Raw genomic sequence first — 16,701 nt, 5'->3', positions numbered from 1 at the left:
ACGGGCTGGCCCCAGGAGGTGCTCACCTACGGCCTGCCGTCAGTGAGGCACGTTGTCGTTCAGACCTCGGTGCTTGCGGGTGCCGTGGTGTTCGCCGGGATCTCGGTGGTCGGCCAGCCTTCGGCGGAGACGCTGGAGGTGTGGCGGGTGCTGCGGACGGTCTCGTCGTCGCCGCGCAGGTCGTCCACGGCGGCGAGGAAGTCGCTGATCCGGTCGTTGTCCATGTGTGTGTTCGTCCTTCTGAGGCTGAGTGATGGACCGTGCATCTTCTGGAGATTGGTGGTGCGGCGGCGAGCGGGCGGTGGGCACCGGGTCTCCCTCCGGCCGATGATGGGTTAGCTGCTGCGCTGAGCTGGCATGGCGGCGGAACCCGCCGCTTGGTGCAGGGCTTCGCGCAGCTCTCTCATGGAGGGCCGGTCTTCAGGCACCGGGGCGAGCGCCGCTGTGATAGTTGGGCGAAGACTGGCGGGTGCGGTGTACAGCAGAGAAGGACCGTGGCGGGGGATGTCGGCGCACAGGTAGCGGTAGGCCAGGACTGCGAGGCTGAAGGTGTCAGCAGCTGGGGTGGCGCGGTCGTAGGAGGTGGCGTACTCCGGGGGCCAGTGCACCTCCGGGCTCCGGGCGACGGGGCCACGCGGCGTGTCGGCGCGGCGCGCGGCCCCGAGGTCGGTAATTAGTCCGTGGCCGTCGTGGATGAGGATGTTCTCCTGGTAGACATCGCGATGCACGATCCCACGCTCGTGCAGGGTGCGCAGGCCCTCGGCAACGTCAGCCAGGATCCTCAGCCCGGCTGTCACCTGGTGTCGGTGGACGGCCGTGGTGAGATGGGGCCTGAAGTTGCCGCCGCTGCAGTGGGGCATGGTGTACCAGTCGAATCGGTCCGTACTGCCCTCTTCCAGCAGCGGCACGACGTGCTCGGCGCCTTGAGCGGCGCGAGTGACGGTGACCTCGTGGCGGAAGTCCTCGCGAGTCAGGGCACGTTCGGCCTCGCTCATCTCGGCATACCAGTAGAAGCCGTAGGCGGCTCTGCGGGTTGCCTCGTCGAGTTCGGCTAGGACGTGGTTGCTGCCGAAGCCAGCCTTGAGAACAACCGGGGGCGTTCCGTTGCGGCTGACGAGTACCAAGGTGCTGGCGCGGGTGAAGCAGAGGAGGTCGTGGAGGTGCCAGCCGGAGTCACGGAGCTTGTCAAGGATCCAGCCGGCGGGGTGCATCGGGTGCAGGTACATGGGCCGGTCCCTCATGTTCGTGCCGGATCCGGGGCCGTTTCACGTAGCCGGTCCAGGCAGGCGGCGACTAGCAGGTCGAGGTCGAGGTCAGTGGCGCACGGGTAGCGCAACAGGGGCAGGCCGGTCGTCTCGGTCCACGCGATGGCGGCGTGCTCGTGAAGGTCGGCGAGCCGGGCAGCGATCGACGGGTCCTCCCCGAAGCGCCGCGTCGTGGGCCGCCTCGCTAGCCGCGCACGGCACAGCTCAGGATCGGTGGTGAGTAAGACGGTCAGGTCCGCGCGCGCGACCGTTACCTCGGCGAGCTGCTGGACGTAGTGGGCGACAGGACGGTCGTGCAGCAAGGCGAGTAGGCAGGCGGTCGACAAGGTAAGCCGGTCAGCGACGACAGGGCCAAGGGCCAGGGCGGGGAGGAGATTATGGCGGGAATGGAGTTCGAGGTCGCGGCGAACTGCGGCCACCGCCCGCTTACCGCTGGCGGCTGGGTGCCCGGCCCGTAAGCCGATGATGGTTCGGGTGGCCTCCAACGACAGCCAGGCGAACTGGCCGATGTACCCGAGGCGGATGTCCTCGCAGGCGGCTGTCGCCAAGAGCCGGTCGCGCAGCGTGCTCTTTCCGGCTCCGGCGATTCCCTCCAAGGCAAGCAGCATGCCTCGCCCCTAGTCCCTCTCGGCGATCAGCCAGCTGATGAACTTTGCGACGTGGCCCCGGGTGACCGGATTGGTGCCGTGGGTGAGTTGCGAGCCGTAGAGCAGAGCAGTGCCCGGGGCGGGCGTCACGCTCCACCGGGTGCGGGGCATGGCCGTATACCAGTCAGCGGAGTGGTCCGCTCCGTCGTTGGCCAGCCACATGCCATTCGCGTAGCCATGCTCCTGGGCGCCGTGCTGTAGGCGGTCATTCCACAGGCGGTCGCTGGAGGTGCTTTCGACGTAGAACGCCCCTCCGGCCTCCGCCTCGGAGATCACCACGCTGATGCCGGCGATCTGCCGCGGCCAGGCGAGCGGGTCGGGAGCAATACCGTCGAGGTGGCCGGTGATGTGCTGGCCGCAGCCGTACTCGACATAGGTCCACGGCCGGCAGGCGGTGATCGACGGCATGACGCGGGACAGCGCGGGGCGGGCGCGGTCGAAGGCCCGTTGAAGCAGGTTCTCGGCTTGGTCCGGGATCCTTGGGACCTCGATCCGTCCGGCTGGCTCGTAGATGGCCATAGCCTGCTCGCTGGAGTGGCCAGGGATCTCATGGATGGAGGTGGCCCGCTGCGAGCCAAAGCGGACCCGTCCCTTATCAGTGAGGAAGCCGTTCATGACGGCGGCAAGCCGGTCCCGCTCCTCAGCGTCGAGGAACCCTTCGATGCTGCCAACCGCGACGGTCTCGGCGATGTGGATCACGAGTCGGTCCTCCTCGTCTCGCGCACTTGGCGGACGTCGTCCAGGCCAGTGCAGTGATTCAGCCAGCTGGCCACTGGGTGGTAGGTGTTGGTGGTCGGGTTGGCCCAGAGGGCCAGCAACTCGCCGGTCAGCGGCAGTTCCCCCCTGCCGGGCAGTGACTCAGGCGCGGTCAGCCGGTCCAGTACCAGGCACGAAGCAGCGTGCTGGGTGGCGAAGGCCCATCCCAGCCGGGCTGCCGCCGCGAGTCTGCAGGAGTGCAGGAGCGTTTCGTCGGGCTCAGTCCGCTGGTAGCTGCGATACTCGGTCTGCGCCCATCCAGCCGCGATTGCAGCGGCTGCGGCCGTAACACGGCAGGTGGCACAGCACGCGCTATCAGCCTGTAGGCACGGCTGATGATGGGCCGGGAGGGTGGCGGCGACCTCGACGAGGGCCAGCCAGGGGGAGTCTGGCAACAACTCGGTCACAGTGCTGCGGTCCGAGGCTAGGCCATGGTTGCAGCACACTCGACCCGGCCCGCGCGCCGTGCTGGGCTCGAGCGCGGGCTCGATGAACAGGGCGTGGAAGTAGACGATCCGCCCCAGAAGCTGGTTGATCGTCAGCACGTCCATGACCCGATTCACGCCCACACATCCTCGCTCGTCGGAGGTGTGGCCTGTGGTGTCGGGCAGCAACAGCCGGCCTCGGTGGGTCGCTCGCCGCGCAGCATGTCGACGACAGCACGGGTGGCCGCGTCTACGGCGTCGAAGTACGACGGCCAGCCGTGCCCATCGGCCGGCCGCAGGGCTAGGTCGAGCACGGGGCTCCTGCGTCCGGTGGCCTTGCAGGTCAACTCTGCTCGCCCGACGGTCACCTGGACTGGGGCGGGCAGGTCGGTGTCCGCCGCGGTGATCGCGCGACACAGGGCGGCAGCAGCGTGCGCGTATTCGGTCCGGTCGCGGGGAAGGATGCCAACCCGGCGCTCGGCGGGCGGCAGATCGAGACCGGGGTAGGGGTGTCCCTGACAGCTGTCGTAGGTGACCAGGTGCCAGTCCCGAGTGACGGCATCGACCAGGGAGCGGACGCCGGGCTCGATTGCCTCCCGCCACTGAGGGTCAGCCGGGTCCAGGTCGTCGGCCTCATGCACTCCGGGCAGGCCGACCGTGTTGATGTTGCCGTGCGCGCTGGTGTACAGCCGCGTAGGTCGACGGCGCGCATTGGGGCGGTCCCAGCGTGCCAGGAAGGTGGCGATGTGGGGCATGCTGTTCGGCGTGCGAGGGCGCCAGCGCACCCTGCGGCACCATGCACCCGCCGGATGGGCGGGCTGGGCGAGGAGTGCCGCAGTGCCGTCAATCATCCGTATCCGGTAGTCGCAGTAGGCGTCCTGCTCCCCTGCCTGGTCCTGGCGCCAGCGGGTTGCGACACAGCCGCCGCCACAGGTGGACTGGTATGCGCAGGTAATGCACCGCTCCATCAGGGCCTTGCCCTGACTCAGCAGCGGCAACCGCCGCTGGGCTGCGACGACCGCGTTCTGCCCGGAAACCTGGTTCAAGAGGGTTAGCTGGGCCTGCGGCCAGGGCAATTCGTCACAGCTGCCGAGTCGTCCGTCCGGGTAGAGCGTGAAGACGTGGTCGCACTTGAGATTGGAGAAGTGACAGAAGCCGGTGTCCAACCCGCGTAGCCGCCGGATGGTGGATACAGCCGGCTCTAGTTTCAGGCGGGCGAAGTATCCGGCACCGATCCAGCGAGCGGCGGCGGCGAGCACGAACTCGGCGTACTGGTCGGGGGTGGTCGCCCACGCGGTTCCTTTCGGGCCGCGCACGGCCGCGAGCTGAAGGAGTCGGCTCTCGGGAAGTCTCCGCCCCTGGGCAGCGGTGGGGTCTTGAACGGATGCATCGAAGCAGGGTACGAAGCTGATGGCGTTGACTGCCTCGAAGCTGGCGAGATGGTCCAAGACGGCCTCGGCGCGACCGAGAACGGCCGGGGTGACCGCAGCGATCACGCCCACCGTCCTGCTGCGATCGGCTAGCAGCCGCAGGGCGGTGGCCACGCGCGGGTAGACCGGCTGACCGTCGTAACCAACCCGCCAGGAATTGCCTGCTGCGTCCCCATCAAGGGAGATGCCGATCTGGAGGTTCGGGTACAAGGCGTCAATCAGGTCCAGCCACTGCTCATCGAGGAGTACGCCGTTGGTCTGCATCGAAACCCGTACCACACTGGGCTGGTCGGCCAGTTCACGCAGAACCTCGGCGACGTGGTCGCGCCCGGCGGTCAGTGGCTCGCCGCCATGCAGCTCGACGGCGAGCGGACGCCCCGAGAAGAGCTCGGTGAGCCGACGTACCTGGCCGGCGTCGATCCGAGCTCCGCCCGGGGCCTCCTTACGTTTCTCGTAGCAGTACAGGCAGTCGATGTCGCAGGTCTCACCCCGTAACTTCAAGATCACCGAAACGGCGCTGCCGGTGTCCTCGGCATCAAGGCCGCGGTACAGGCGGACCATGGGGTCGTGCGGTTCAGTGGTGCGGCGCATCGGCTGCCTCCCGGGGTGGCCGTGACCGGACGGGAATCAGTCGTACAGGCGTCCCAACAGGGCACCCTGGCCGGACTGGAGGATGTGGGCGGCCTCGAGTGGAATCCAGAAGCACTCGAAGTGAGTGGGCTCCTGCTCCCCGTCGTGGTCCTCCTGGCTCATCCACCGCTCCGGCGCCGACTCGGTCAGCTCCAGGTGAAAGACGTGACGGCGCTGGAGTTCGAACCGGTACGGGCTGATGTCGTACTCAGTCACGCCGAGCTTCCGCACGACCTTGAAGTCCCTCAGGCCGGTCTCCTCCCGAGCCTCGCGCAGCGCGGCCGCTTCCGGCGTCTCGCCGGCGCGGATGCTGCCAGCCGGGACCTGGATGCCGACTTCCTCGTAGCTGTAATCGGTGTGCCGGAAGACCAGCAACTTCCCGTCACGAACGATGTAGCACAGGACCTTTTCTTTAGTGACCTTCTCAGGCACCGGCAACCCCTCATCAGTCATGGGAACTGGACGCGCCCAGCAGAGCTGGCCCTGCGACCTATGGCGACAGATATTCGCTCGCTTGGGCAAGCGGCGTTGAGCCTAAAACTTGTCACGAGGCGTTGCGGAATCCGAAGTGGTCAACGAACCGGCCTTCGAAACCGAAGTAACGGGGCTTGGAATTGCTCCAGCCTGCCCGCAAGCCTGCGCGCCTGTCGACGCCACGATGGGGGGTCATGGTGGGGGGTCCGGAGGCGCAGGCAGTTGTCGGCGATGCTCTGCAGGCCGTTACTGTCCGCTCCTGGCGTGGTCCCCGCTGCGGCAGGAGCAGCGGAGGTTCTGTAAGCGGCTGGCCCGGCGGTTGCGGTGGCTGTGACTTGCCCGTCGCCGTCCCAGCGCCGTCCGTACTGGCCGGGAGGGTTACCCCAGTCGCGAAGTACGGCATCGGCTCGGCAGGCAGGCCACCGAACGTTTCCAGCCGATCGATGCGGGATTCGGCGACCGTGCACGGGTTCGCCCGTTCACCGCCGAAGTCGAACACGTACGTGACCTGCTCACCGCCGCCCAGCCGGCTCAGCGGCGGTCCTGACACTCTCGCTGCTGCCCTCGGGTGCCTGGGCCATCCCGCAGCTCAAGCGGCGCAATCTGTGTCTAGTCCGCCATGGTGAACATGTGGATGTGGGCGCGGTCCCACCGGGCGAACGCCAAGTCGATCGCGTTCCGCGAACTGAGCGAGAGTATGTGACCTGCTCGCGGCGAGGACGCTGCCAGGTCGAGGGCACAGGTCGATGCTGCGACCGGACATCAGTTCAACCTGTACGGACAGCCGGATACGCGCCACCGTCATCCTCCCACCGAGGACCGTCAAGGACCACCATCAAGGGCGGTGCAATCGAGTCTGTCTAGAGTCCGGCGCACGTGTGCGAGCAGAAGGGGTGCAGCACGATTGATCGCTCGATGGACCGCACTCTCTGGAGGATAACGGCGCAGGATCTCCGCGATACGCTCGTCGGCGTCGAGCCGCTGTCCCTGTGGTCCGACCGTGAGGTCGGCGGTGACCAGAGCGTCCATTAGCGGCCCGTCGTCGAGCGGGAAGGTGGCTAGGTCATCTGTCAAGCCGCGCTCGGTCGCCTCGAATCGGGCGCAGGTGTGATGGGCGACTAGCCCCACAAGCTGGGGGGAAAACCCATGTTGCTGCAGGTATCGCGCGCCGTCAAGGGAGTGGAGGCCGGTGTCCACTAGTTCGGGGGCGTAGCCGACATCATGTAGCCACGATGCCGCTACTAACAGATCGCGTTGATGCGGCTCGACCGTTGCTGTCAGCTCGACTGCCCGCTGCCCGACACCCTGTACATGGGCCCAACGATGAGCAAGTGTCGGAGCGTCGAGCAGGTTAGCGGCGAGCTGTTGCGCTTGGGCGACGAGGTCAGACACTCCGCAAACGCTAGCCGCTCAGCGTGTGTTGCTCCCACCCACTCGCTGGGGCCTGCCGAGGTTTCTACCAGCAGTGGAGGGTCCCTCAGATTTCAGCCGATGTACGGGTCCGCCTGGGCAAGGAGCGCGTGGTCGATGCGGAGGCGCATCGACGGGTGGATGTCGAGCTGGCCGAGATCGGCTGGATTTACCCATCGAACATCGCGTGATTCGGTGGAGGTAGCCAGTTGCCCGCCGACTGGCCTAGCTGTGAAGCAGATCGAGAACTGCTGGCGTACCTCGCCATCGTCGTATGCCATCACATGACGCGGGTTGGTATAGATACCAACGATGCTCATTACCTCCACCTCGATGCCAGTTTCCTCTCGCACTTCCCGCACAACAGCGTCAGAGATCGATTCACCGACATCGTGCCCACCGCCGGGAAGCGCCCACAAGTTGTTGTCGGTGCGGTGGATCATCAGTAGCTCACCGCGTTGATTCCGTACCGCTGCGACGACCGATGGCACAACGCTGTTTGCCTTCGGGGAATTGGGGTCGTTGAAGTAATCACGACGCGGCATCTTTATCTCCCGTCGAACCCGGCTATTACCGCGTCAATGTCTGTTGTGGTCTTCGCCTGGTTCCACACTCGGTCGAAGCTGGTCATGTAGTGGTCAACAACACGGCCACCGGGAATGCGCCGTAGGTGCAGAACTGGGTTGTGGGCGGCCGTCGATCCGTAGACATGAGTGTTGACCAGCATCGTCTCATCAGCCCGGAAGATGGAGGCGTACAGGGTTGTGTCGTGCAGGCGTAGTTCTACGCCTGGAATGGCCAGGATTGGCTCGTAGTAGCGCAGGCTAAGTAGTACGCGATGGGCGAGCCCGATTCCGAATCCCTCTTCGTCTCCGCGGCGACGCACTCCGGCTCCGTTCGGATCGGCCAGAAGCGCCCGGATTCGGCACCCCTGGCGTGCTCGATCACCCAATCGGGTGATGTCGTGGAGTTCCGGAAGGAATAGGCCGGCGTAAACAAGAATGTCAACTGATTCACGTGCCTGCTGAATCAATGAACGCCATAGCTCCAGCGGCACCGCTGAGCGGGACGGGTAGAACTCGACCATCTCGGCTCGCCCCGCAGAAACAACTCTGAGGTCGTCTGCTACCGAGGGCCACAGATAAGTCTCGTCTACGCCGAGTAGGTCGACGGTGGCGACGCGGTGAGCGCGGTGTGGGACGCGGTCGCGCGTGATCCAACGCTCCACCGTCTTCGGGTCGACTCCGATGGCTTCCGCGCAGCGCTGTGTCGTCAGCCCTTTGGCAGTCAGGGCACCTCGGAGGCGCTCGTTGGGCATCAGGATCGAGCCACGACAGAGGGACGCATGGGGGCCTTTATATCACCATCAAGACGTCCGCGAAAGTCCCTGGCGGGCGGTGTCCACATCCCGACGAAGAGCGATCAGATACAAGGCAACCCCGGTGCCGAGGCCTGCTCCTCGCCAATCGGGCGTAGTGCAGGACGTCGCTACGCACGCTGGTGCCGCCGTACGTTTGGGAGACCAGGATGACCACGAAGGCATTGTCAGGCAGCATCGCGGTGACCAAGGCGATGTCCGTGACGTATGCAGGTTGGCGGTCGCCTGGTCACGCCGACCCGTCCTGGTGGCTCAACGACCAGTTTGAGGGGCGGTCGCTGGCCGATTCGCTACGTCAACACGACATCGGTACAGTGTTTCGCTTCCTCAAATCGCGAGGCTGGAGTCAGTCGGCGATCGCCGCGGCCACCGGCACTACGGAGAACCAGGTCCGTGCAGTTATCCGAGGCCGACAGCGGGTGACCTCTTACGAGGTACTCGAACGGATATCAGTAGGACTGGGGATTCCGCGCGGCCTGATGGGACTTGCGTACGAACGTTGAATTCATCCGCCCACCTGGAATATGCGGACAAGCCTTCCGCCTCCCTTCGCGTTCCTGCCCCTCTAGCAAGGTGTTCACGAAGCCCATCACAGTGGGTTTAGGCTCGTTGGGCGGACGCGACGATCGTCGATGTGGAAAGTTGATCGGTTCTCGGTGATCGTATCCGAACCGGTCAGCCGGTCGCGCCGTGCCGCTGACCCGCTTAGGCCCGCGATATGCAGTTCAGATGCTGCTGATGCGTGACGGTTTCTTGGTCGCGCAGGAGGTGGCAACGAAACGCTGCCTGCTGCTTTGTCTGCGGCAACTGTGTGGCCTGTTATTTGTCGCCTAAGAATTGGCGCCGCTCGCGGCGCGAATCGATGGGCAGTTCGCACACCTATTCCCTGTTGCGTGAGGCCCGGGGCAATGCCGGGTTACCTATCGCGCCCTCTCGAAGACGAAGGAGCATCCCTCGTGCAATCTGTTCGCATGCGTAATCGTTCCCTGTCTATGTTGTGGCGACTGAATGCCCGACAGGGGCTGTCGGGGCGAAAGATCCTCGCGCCCAGTAGCCCGACGGACGGAGGAACGGGATCGAGTGAGGAGGTGTGGGGCTGGGCGGTGCGTCGGGAGTGGCGCGACGGTCGCCACGACCTGTTCGGGTTCACCGCCGACCGGCACACGGCCGACCGTGCCGTGGCCCGTGACCAGGGCTTCTGGCGTGTCGGGCCGGTGCGGCCCGCAGCGGTGTACGTGGTGGCGGCCGACGCGTCCGCGGTGATCGGGCATCCGGTGTCCGGCTGCGGCAACTCGTCGTGCCCCGACTCTCCGGAGCGGGGTGAGTTGCGGTGACGGCGGGAGTGCAGGTGGCGTTGGCGCGTCGGACGGTGACGCCGTTCGGGTTGTGGGTGTTCGGGGCGCAGGCGTCCGCACCCTTGGTTGTTCTGGTCGGTGGTATCCCCGCGATCTACGCGACCACGGGCATCACCGCGCTGCCGCTGACGTATGTGCTGGTCGCGGGTGTGGTGGCGGTGTTGGCGGTGGGTTACACGGCGATGGCGCGTCAGGTCGGGCACCCGGCGGCCTACTACGGGATCCTCGCCCGTGGGTTGGGTCGTGGTTGGGGTGTGGCCGGCGGCATGGTCGCGCTGGTGGCCTACAACGGGATCCAGATCAGCCTGTACGGGCTGCTCGGTGCGACTCTCGCGGCTCAGGTCGGCGGGGTGTGGTGGGTGTGGGCGGGCATCGCCCTGGTGGCGGTCGCGGCGTTCGGTCGCGCGCCGATCGTCCGCTCGACGTGGCTGCTGGCGGTCGTGCTGGTGGTGTCGCTGCTGCTCGTCGCCGTGTTCGTGCTGGCCGGTGTGGGGCAGGCGTCGGCTGGTGATGTGTGGGCGGGCTTCGACGTGGCGGGGTTGATGGTCGGTGGGATCGGCGGGGCGGTGGCGTTCTGTGTGGCCTCGCTGATGGGTGTCGACGCGCCGGGGTCGTTCGTGGAGGAGGCCGTCGACCGGCGGTCGGTCGGTCGGGCCTCGGTCGTCGGTGCGCTCGTCCTGGGTGGGGTGTATGCGGTGGCGGCGTGGGCGATGGGTGTGGCCGTCGGTCCCACTGCCGTCGGCGAGGCGGCTGCGGTGGACGGCGATCTGCCGTTCACGATCCTGAGCCGGGCCGGTGGCGGGGTGGTGGCGCTGGCGGGAGTGATGCTGCTCCTGGCGATCCTTACCGCGAAGCTGTCTTTCCACGCTGTGGTCGCGCGGTATGTGTTCGCGATGGCGCGGGAGGGTGTGCTGCCGGCCCGGCTCGCGGGGGCCGAGGGCGGCACGCGGGTCAGTGCGCCGCGTGGCGGTTCGCTGACGCAGACGGTCATCGCCGGTGTGGTGGTGGCGGGGTTCGCGGCGGCCGGCGCCGACCCGGTGGGTCAGATGTTCACCTGGCTGTCGACGTTGGGTGCGTTGGGTCTGCTGAGCCTGCTGCTGGCCGCGTCCCTGGCCGCGCTGCTCGCCCCACCCGAGGTGCGGGGTGATCGGGCCGGCGTGTGGGAGTGGCGGATCGCTCCGGTGCTGGGCCTGGTCGCGGGGACGGTGGTGCTCGCCGCGATGATCCTGAACGTCGGGAGTCTGCTGGGGGCCGCGCCCGGATCCCCGTTTCCGTTGTTGTTGCCCACGATCATCATCGCCGCCGCGGTCGCGGGCGGGATGTGGGCCCAGTACGTGCGGCAGTCCCGGCCGGAGGTCTACGCCGGGATCGGTGACGGTACTCCGCAGCCGAACGCGGTGCCCGATGCCCTGAACATCTCGATCTGACGGGCCGACGATGATGACTCACGCGCGACGACCTCCCGGCCGCCCCGTCGACCCCCTGCATCCCGGCTGGAGCCCGGAGCACCGCCAGGTGCCCTCGCCCGCCGCGCACCGGCCGCCCGCCGACCACCGACCCCGGCCCGACCACGGACCGCCACCCGCACCTGGATACGGACCGCCACCCGCACCTGGCTACGGGCCACAGCCCGCACCTGGATACGGACCTCCGCCTGGACCTGGGTACGGGCCACCGTCGGTCGCGTACGAACGTCTTGCGGAACCTCCGCCACAGACGCCTGAGCCTCCGCCGGAGCCGCCTCAGCCTGCGGAAGCGCCGTCGACCGCGGCAGCCGGAGAGTCGGAGAGCGGCTCGGAGGGTGAGTCGGACTCTGACCGTCGGTGGTGGGTGGAGCTGCGTCACCAGGTGGTGTACCGGTGCCGGGGTTTGAATGGGGGGCATCTGCTCGCTGCCGATGAGCGGTACGGGACGCGGGAGGCCCTCGGCCCGCACGCGGTGATGCTGTTCTTCGCCGCGCCGTCGTCGACGGAGCCGCACGGGTTCCGGCTGCACACCGCCTACCGCATGTTCCTGGCCGCTCCCGAGTCGGAGCACCTCGTGGCGCTGCTGGCCGACCTGACGGCAATCGCCACGGACAACATCGCCCATGCCAGATCTTTGGGACGGTGGTGGCATCCGTTGGGTCCGGAGCGGTCGATGGTCAACGGCGGTGACATGACCCTGCCCGCCGACGCGGTCTACGTCGGTGTGGGGATAAGCACCCTCGACTCCGTCGACGGGTCGTGGCAGCAGCTCGCCCGCACGCTGCGCAGCCCGTCCGGGACCGGCTCGGTCAGGTCGGCGTTCGACTTGAAGAGCGAGTGCTATGCGCTGCTGGTCGACGGCACGGCCATCAAGGTCGATCGTGACCCGCACGCCCGCATCGGCAGCTCGGGCGTGCGCAGCAGCAAGCCCCTCGAAGCGCGCTGGGATCGGCACTGGCACAACCCGCACCACGACCTCACCACGCAGGGCGACGCCGACACCCGGCAGGTGTGGCACCACCTCGACACCCTGCACGAGGTCCTGACGGCCCACCTGCACCGGAAGCGGTCACAGTGACGACCACCTCGACTCTCGACCTGGCGGTGGCCGCAGACCTCAGCCGCGATCACATCGACGTCACCGCGGTCCTCGACCACCTCGTCGCCGACGCCGCGGCAGCGGCACCGACCGCCATCGGGTACCCGGGCGCGGTCGACCTCGACCACAACGCGGTCATGGCACGACTCGGCACGCGTCTGTGGAACAACATCGGTGACCCCGCCGACAACGGCGGGGTGGCGCACACCCGGGTGCTGGAACGGGCGGTGATCGCCTGGATGGCGGACCTGTTCGGGATGCCGGCCGGTGACCGGTGGGGCTACGTCACCACCGGCGGCACCGAAGGCAACCTGTCCGCCCTGGCCGCCGCCTACCGGCGCTGGCCGACAGCCCGGATCTACTACTCCACCGCCGCCCACTACTCCATCCCGAAGATCGTCGACCTGCTCGGCGCCTACAAAGCAGTCGTGCGGGCGCATCCGGACGGGGAGATGGACTACGACGACCTCGCCGCGCAGATCCGACGCCGACGGCGATGGCCCGCCATCGTCGTCGCCACGGCCGGCACCACCATGACCGAAGCCGTCGACGACACCACCCGCATCCGCGCCATCCTCACCGAGCACACCATGGCCGGGCACCTACACGTCGACGCCGCACTGTCCGGGATCCCCCTCGCCCTCGACGGCAAGCTGCACTGCGATGCCGCCGGCATCGACTCGATCGCCGTGTCCGGCCACAAATTCCTCGGCGTGCCCACACCGTGCGGGGTGGTGCTGATCCGCGACCACGTCCGCAACCCGGCCGCACAGCCGATCGCCTACACCGCCGCCGCCGACACCACCGTCACTGGATCCCGCTGCGGCCTGGCCGCCGCCCTGCTCTGGCACGCCATCGCCGTCCACGGCCGCGAAGGACACCGATGGCGGGCCGCCGAAGCCCGCACCGTCGCCGCGTACGCCGTCGACCGGATCCGTGCCACCGGCTGGCAGGCATGGCGGTACCCCCACGCCTTCACGGTCGTCCTCCCCACCCCACCGGAAGCGGTGCGGGTCAAGTGGCTGCTGGCCACCGACGGACCCGCCAGCCACCTCATCTGCATGCCCGGCATCACCACCGCGCAGATCGACGCACTGACCGCCGACCTGACCGCCGCCATCAGGACACCGATCCCGCGTCCCCGCGCACCGCACACACCTGAGGTCACCACCGCGTCCTGACCTCGACCGGCGGACCGCTCCTGCCTCACCAGCGGTAGGCCATCGACGAAGCCGCCCAACTCGTCGACCGGATCCCACCGCCACGAACACCGCCGCATGACCGATGCCGCCGGCATCACCAGATCAACCTCCGGAGGCCCCTATGACGCCCACGCCGCTGTCGGCACGCCCTGCCCCGGTTCACCGACTGCTCGACCCGGTCATCCTCAGAATCGTGGACCGGATCGACATCAGACCCGACCAGTCCGTGCTCGAAGTCGGTGCAGGTCCCGGGGAGATCACCGCTCACCTGGCACACCTCGTCGGCGACCACGGGATCGTCACCGCCGTCGACACCGACACCAGCCGACTCACCCCGACCAACGTCATCGACATACAGCAGCGTGACCTGGACCGGGACGTCCTGCCCGACACATACGACAGGTACGACCACGTCGTCGCCCGGCGCAGCACCAAGCCGCTACGCGACCCGGTGGACGTGTTGGAACAGATGATCGCCCGACTACGCCCCGGCGGCTGGCTGCTCCTCGCCGACATCCTGCCCTCCACGCCGAGGGTCTACCGGGCACCCGACGCCACCGACGACCACCTGATCGCCGCCGTCATGAACCGGATCCGCCACACCATCGCCGGCAGCGACGAGGCAGGCACGTGGACGAGCAACACCGAGACCCTGCTGGTCAACCGCGGCATGACACAGCACTGCGTCCACATCGGCACCGAGACCTGGACCGGTAACCAGCCCGGTTGCCGACTCCTCGCCGACATCGCCACCCACCTACACCCCGAACTGACCACCGAGTTCACCGACGACGACCTCGACCGCTTCCGGGCCCTCATGGCCGATCCGCGCGTGCTCCTGGCCTCCTACACGCACCGGGTCATCCACGCCCGCAAAGCCGACTGAGAACGCGATCACCATGACGACGCCGACCTACCCGCACCGCCGCCGCCTCTTGCCGATGCTCCTCGGCAGCGGCGTTCTTCTGCTGGCCGCGTGCCAGCCCGACACCGCCGCAGCCCCTCGACCGGACACCAGCGGCACACCCGCCGCAGCATCGCCCCCGACCAGCCCACCCGCCAGGGCAGCGGCGACCGACGTCGGGCTCACCGCAGGGCAGCGGCTGACCATCCTCGCCGACACCCTCGCCAGCACACCGGCCGACACCACCACCGACCTGCCCTACACCTACCTGCACCTGCAAACCTGGGCCCGCGCCACGAACAGAATCGTCCGCAGCGACGTCCGACGGTGGCGGCACGCGGACGGATCCGGCCGTGAGGTCATCCGGCGGGCACCGGACCTGGCGGGCGTGGAGCACCAACCCGGACCCGATGAGCGGTCCCTGTTCGATCGCGCCGCCCCGACCACGCGCCGCCACCAGCCGGGAGGTCTGCACCCGTACCTCTCTGAGCCGGTCCCGGCCGACCCGGCACGGTTGGCCAGGCTGTTGGTGCCAGCCGAGCTCGTCGGCGAGCCCGCCTATCCGAGACTGCTCGCTGGTGGTGTCATCGGCCTGGCCACCAGCCAACACCTCGACCGCTCCCAGCGGGCCACGGCACTGCGTGTGCTCGCACGGATTCCCGGCATCACCTACGGCGGCCCGACAACCGACCTCGCCGCACGGGCCGGTCTGGCGTTTCGTGTCGCCGCCGAGGGGTCCACCACCGTGCTGGTCATCGACCCGAGCACGGGGGAGTTGCTCGCCGCGCACGAACGCGTCAGCGGCATCCGGCCGGGCCTGTTCTCGCACGTACTCGTCCTGACGCGAGGCCACACCACCGACACCGCCACACCACCCACCGCCGGGTGACGGGTGACGGGTGACGACCTGACCAGCCGCCCAACCTGGACCCGAGCAGCAGGCGACGGCTGGTCTCCCGGCCGGCGGCAGCGGACCGCCCCCGTTGCGCTGCCGCCGGCCACCCACACCAGCACGCCGTCTCGCGGCGGACCGACGACAGCGAAGGAGAACGAGGTGGGGTACCGGATCAGGGCCGCCAGATGGGCGGAAAGGGCTGAGGCCGCCGAGGTGATCGCCGAGGCGTTGCATCCCAGCCCACTCGCCGAATGGCTGGTGCCCGACGACGCGGAGCGGGCCCACGTCCTGGCCGCAGTCGCCGCGATATGGGTAGAGCACGCCATGTTCTACGGCGAGGTCCACCTCGTCGACGACTTCAGCGCAGCCAGCGTCTGCTTACGCCGGTACGGTCCGCTGCCGCCTCCGGCCGACTACGCCGCGCGTCTCGCCGAGGCCGCCGGCCCGCACGTCGACCGCTTCGCGGCGGTGCATGATCTGCTCGCTGCCGCTCCGCCCGACGAGGCCCACCACCATCTCGCCTACCTCGCCGTCCGCCCGCAATGTCAAGGCACCGGGCGGGGCCAGGCTCTGCTGGCGGAGGTGCACAGCCGCATCGATCACGTCACCATGCCCTGCTGGACCGTCACGCTCGGGCCGGGGCAGCGCCTGCTCGCTCGCAACGGTTATGAGCCCGGCAACGCGATCACGGTCGCCGACGGCCTGACCCTGCATCCGATGCGCCGCCGCGCGCACCGTGACACCACGACGCGGGCCGGCGCCACATTGACGTCATCCACCGCGCCGTCCCGCGACGGCGTGTGACGGCCGTGAGGCTTCCGGAACCAGCGAGGTCGGAGTTGGCGGCTGTCCGTGTGATTCGTGTAGCGCATCTGATCGTGGTCATCGTGTTCGTGCACACGCCGATCTCGGTGATCACCGGCGGTGTCACCTACGTGGGGACCGCCACCGCCCTGCATGTGGTGGCACCGGATCTCCCCGCGCTGGCACGCGGCGGTGTCGTCACGGCTGCGGTGTTGATCGTCTGCGGCCTGGTGGGCTGGTACCTGCACGAGATCATGGTGATCATCGTCCGACTGGCGACCGCGGCCCTGAGACTGACGAAGGGGCTGAGGTGACGGGCGCACGGCGGGTCGAGCGGCTGCCAGCGCTTCGCGACTATCAGCGCGAGGCTGTCGAGGCGATCGTGCGAGGGCAGGCCGCCGGTGGTCGCGGCCAGTTCCGGGCGGCGTGCGGCACCGGTAAGTCGCTGGTCGCGGTACATGCCGCCGCGCGGCTGTGCCCGGCCGGGCTGGTGGTCGTGGCGTGCCCGTCGCTGCCGCTGCTGGCGCAGACCCTGGCGGTGTGGGCCGCCGCCGGTATGGG

20 protein-coding genes are annotated in these 16,701 nt (G+C 68.2%); 10 read left to right on the top strand and 10 right to left on the bottom strand.

The window, feature by feature from the left end:
• Positions 1 to 59: 59 nt before the first annotated feature.
• The 10 genes from ABZ738_RS31205 to ABZ738_RS31160 all read right to left on the bottom strand — a co-directional run bounded on the left by ABZ738_RS31205 (position 60) and on the right by ABZ738_RS31160 (position 8,124).
• Positions 60 to 224, bottom strand: coding sequence for a hypothetical protein (locus ABZ738_RS31205; protein ID WP_357219260.1), 165 nt, complete (start codon positions 222 to 224; stop codon positions 60 to 62).
• Positions 225 to 335: 111 nt separating this feature from the next.
• The gene (locus ABZ738_RS31200) at positions 336 to 1,226 is read right to left on the bottom strand and encodes a protein kinase (RefSeq protein WP_357219257.1); all 891 of its coding nucleotides are present in this window, start codon (positions 1,224 to 1,226) and stop codon (positions 336 to 338) included.
• 11 nt (positions 1,227 to 1,237) lie between these two features.
• Complete coding sequence (locus ABZ738_RS31195) at positions 1,238 to 1,873, bottom strand: hypothetical protein (RefSeq protein WP_357219254.1); 636 nt, start codon at positions 1,871 to 1,873, stop codon at positions 1,238 to 1,240.
• A gap of 9 nt (positions 1,874 to 1,882) precedes the next feature.
• Positions 1,883 to 2,611: a hypothetical protein gene (locus ABZ738_RS31190; protein WP_357219251.1), complete on the bottom strand. Its 729-nt coding sequence runs from the start codon at positions 2,609 to 2,611 to the stop codon at positions 1,883 to 1,885.
• Complete coding sequence (locus ABZ738_RS31185; RefSeq protein ID WP_357219248.1) at positions 2,608 to 3,231, bottom strand: hypothetical protein; 624 nt, start codon at positions 3,229 to 3,231, stop codon at positions 2,608 to 2,610. Before ABZ738_RS31185 ends, ABZ738_RS31190 begins: the two co-directional genes overlap by 4 nt.
• The gene (locus ABZ738_RS31180; RefSeq protein ID WP_357219245.1) at positions 3,228 to 5,114 is read right to left on the bottom strand and encodes a radical SAM protein; all 1,887 of its coding nucleotides are present in this window, start codon (positions 5,112 to 5,114) and stop codon (positions 3,228 to 3,230) included. Before ABZ738_RS31180 ends, ABZ738_RS31185 begins: the two co-directional genes overlap by 4 nt.
• Positions 5,115 to 5,150: 36 nt before the next feature.
• The gene (locus ABZ738_RS31175) at positions 5,151 to 5,585 is read right to left on the bottom strand and encodes an NUDIX domain-containing protein (RefSeq protein ID WP_357219242.1); all 435 of its coding nucleotides are present in this window, start codon (positions 5,583 to 5,585) and stop codon (positions 5,151 to 5,153) included.
• Between the two features lie 864 nt (positions 5,586 to 6,449).
• Entirely contained in the window at positions 6,450 to 7,019 is a 570-nt protein-coding gene (locus ABZ738_RS31170) for an HD domain-containing protein (protein WP_357219239.1), read from the bottom strand.
• Between the two features lie 92 nt (positions 7,020 to 7,111).
• The gene (locus tag ABZ738_RS31165) at positions 7,112 to 7,582 is read right to left on the bottom strand and encodes an NUDIX domain-containing protein (protein WP_357219236.1); all 471 of its coding nucleotides are present in this window, start codon (positions 7,580 to 7,582) and stop codon (positions 7,112 to 7,114) included.
• A gap of 2 nt (positions 7,583 to 7,584) precedes the next feature.
• Positions 7,585 to 8,124 (bottom strand): hypothetical protein, encoded by a 540-nt coding sequence (locus ABZ738_RS31160; protein WP_357219233.1) that lies wholly within the window; start codon positions 8,122 to 8,124, stop codon positions 7,585 to 7,587.
• A gap of 440 nt (positions 8,125 to 8,564) precedes the next feature.
• Between ABZ738_RS31160 and ABZ738_RS31155 the strand changes: the two genes are divergently transcribed.
• The 10 genes from ABZ738_RS31155 to ABZ738_RS31110 form a co-directional block, all read left to right on the top strand.
• A complete protein-coding gene (locus ABZ738_RS31155; RefSeq protein WP_357219230.1) occupies positions 8,565 to 8,918 on the top strand; it encodes a helix-turn-helix domain-containing protein in 354 nt (117 codons plus the stop codon).
• Positions 8,919 to 9,503: 585 nt separating this feature from the next.
• Positions 9,504 to 9,749, top strand: a complete 246-nt coding sequence (locus ABZ738_RS31150) for a hypothetical protein (RefSeq protein WP_357219227.1) — start codon at positions 9,504 to 9,506, stop codon at positions 9,747 to 9,749.
• Positions 9,746 to 11,197 (top strand): APC family permease, encoded by a 1,452-nt coding sequence (locus ABZ738_RS31145; RefSeq protein ID WP_357219224.1) that lies wholly within the window; start codon positions 9,746 to 9,748, stop codon positions 11,195 to 11,197. The genes ABZ738_RS31150 and ABZ738_RS31145 overlap by 4 nt, the downstream gene beginning before the upstream one ends.
• A gap of 442 nt (positions 11,198 to 11,639) precedes the next feature.
• Positions 11,640 to 12,314 (top strand): hypothetical protein, encoded by a 675-nt coding sequence (locus ABZ738_RS31140; RefSeq protein ID WP_357219221.1) that lies wholly within the window; start codon positions 11,640 to 11,642, stop codon positions 12,312 to 12,314.
• Positions 12,311 to 13,516, top strand: a complete 1,206-nt coding sequence (locus ABZ738_RS31135; RefSeq protein WP_357219218.1) for a histidine decarboxylase — start codon at positions 12,311 to 12,313, stop codon at positions 13,514 to 13,516. Before ABZ738_RS31140 ends, ABZ738_RS31135 begins: the two co-directional genes overlap by 4 nt.
• Before the next feature lie 103 nt (positions 13,517 to 13,619).
• Complete coding sequence (locus ABZ738_RS31130) at positions 13,620 to 14,423, top strand: methyltransferase domain-containing protein (protein WP_357219215.1); 804 nt, start codon at positions 13,620 to 13,622, stop codon at positions 14,421 to 14,423.
• Between the two features lie 13 nt (positions 14,424 to 14,436).
• Positions 14,437 to 15,330: a hypothetical protein gene (locus tag ABZ738_RS31125; RefSeq protein ID WP_357219212.1), complete on the top strand. Its 894-nt coding sequence runs from the start codon at positions 14,437 to 14,439 to the stop codon at positions 15,328 to 15,330.
• Positions 15,331 to 15,495: 165 nt separating this feature from the next.
• Positions 15,496 to 16,140, top strand: coding sequence for an N-acetyltransferase (locus ABZ738_RS31120; protein WP_357219209.1), 645 nt, complete (start codon positions 15,496 to 15,498; stop codon positions 16,138 to 16,140).
• 74 nt (positions 16,141 to 16,214) lie between these two features.
• Entirely contained in the window at positions 16,215 to 16,454 is a 240-nt protein-coding gene (locus ABZ738_RS31115) for a hypothetical protein (RefSeq protein ID WP_357219206.1), read from the top strand.
• The coding region (locus tag ABZ738_RS31110) for a DEAD/DEAH box helicase family protein (RefSeq protein WP_357219203.1) at positions 16,451 to 16,701 on the top strand (251 nt) is incomplete at its 3' end. The genes ABZ738_RS31115 and ABZ738_RS31110, both read left to right, overlap by 4 nt.

The organism is Micromonospora sp. NPDC047793 (genome assembly GCF_040642635.1).
Lineage (GTDB): Bacteria > Actinomycetota > Actinomycetes > Mycobacteriales > Micromonosporaceae > Micromonospora.
This window is presented reverse-complemented; position numbering and strand designations above follow the sequence as displayed.

Coding starts and splice junctions, on each gene's coding strand:
- ABZ738_RS31205 (WP_357219260.1), bottom strand. CDS start 224: ATGGACAACGACCGGATCAGCGACTTCCTCGCCGCCGTGGACGACCTG.
- ABZ738_RS31200 (WP_357219257.1), bottom strand. CDS start 1,226: ATGTACCTGCACCCGATGCACCCCGCCGGCTGGATCCTTGACAAGCTC.
- ABZ738_RS31195 (WP_357219254.1), bottom strand. CDS start 1,873: ATGCTGCTTGCCTTGGAGGGAATCGCCGGAGCCGGAAAGAGCACGCTG.
- ABZ738_RS31180 (WP_357219245.1), bottom strand. CDS start 5,114: ATGCGCCGCACCACTGAACCGCACGACCCCATGGTCCGCCTGTACCGC.
- ABZ738_RS31165 (WP_357219236.1), bottom strand. CDS start 7,582: ATGCCGCGTCGTGATTACTTCAACGACCCCAATTCCCCGAAGGCAAAC.
- ABZ738_RS31160 (WP_357219233.1), bottom strand. CDS start 8,124: ATGGTCGAGTTCTACCCGTCCCGCTCAGCGGTGCCGCTGGAGCTATGG.
- ABZ738_RS31155 (WP_357219230.1), top strand. CDS start 8,565: ATGACCACGAAGGCATTGTCAGGCAGCATCGCGGTGACCAAGGCGATG.
- ABZ738_RS31130 (WP_357219215.1), top strand. CDS start 13,620: ATGCCGCCGGCATCACCAGATCAACCTCCGGAGGCCCCTATGACGCCC.
- ABZ738_RS31125 (WP_357219212.1), top strand. CDS start 14,437: ATGACGACGCCGACCTACCCGCACCGCCGCCGCCTCTTGCCGATGCTC.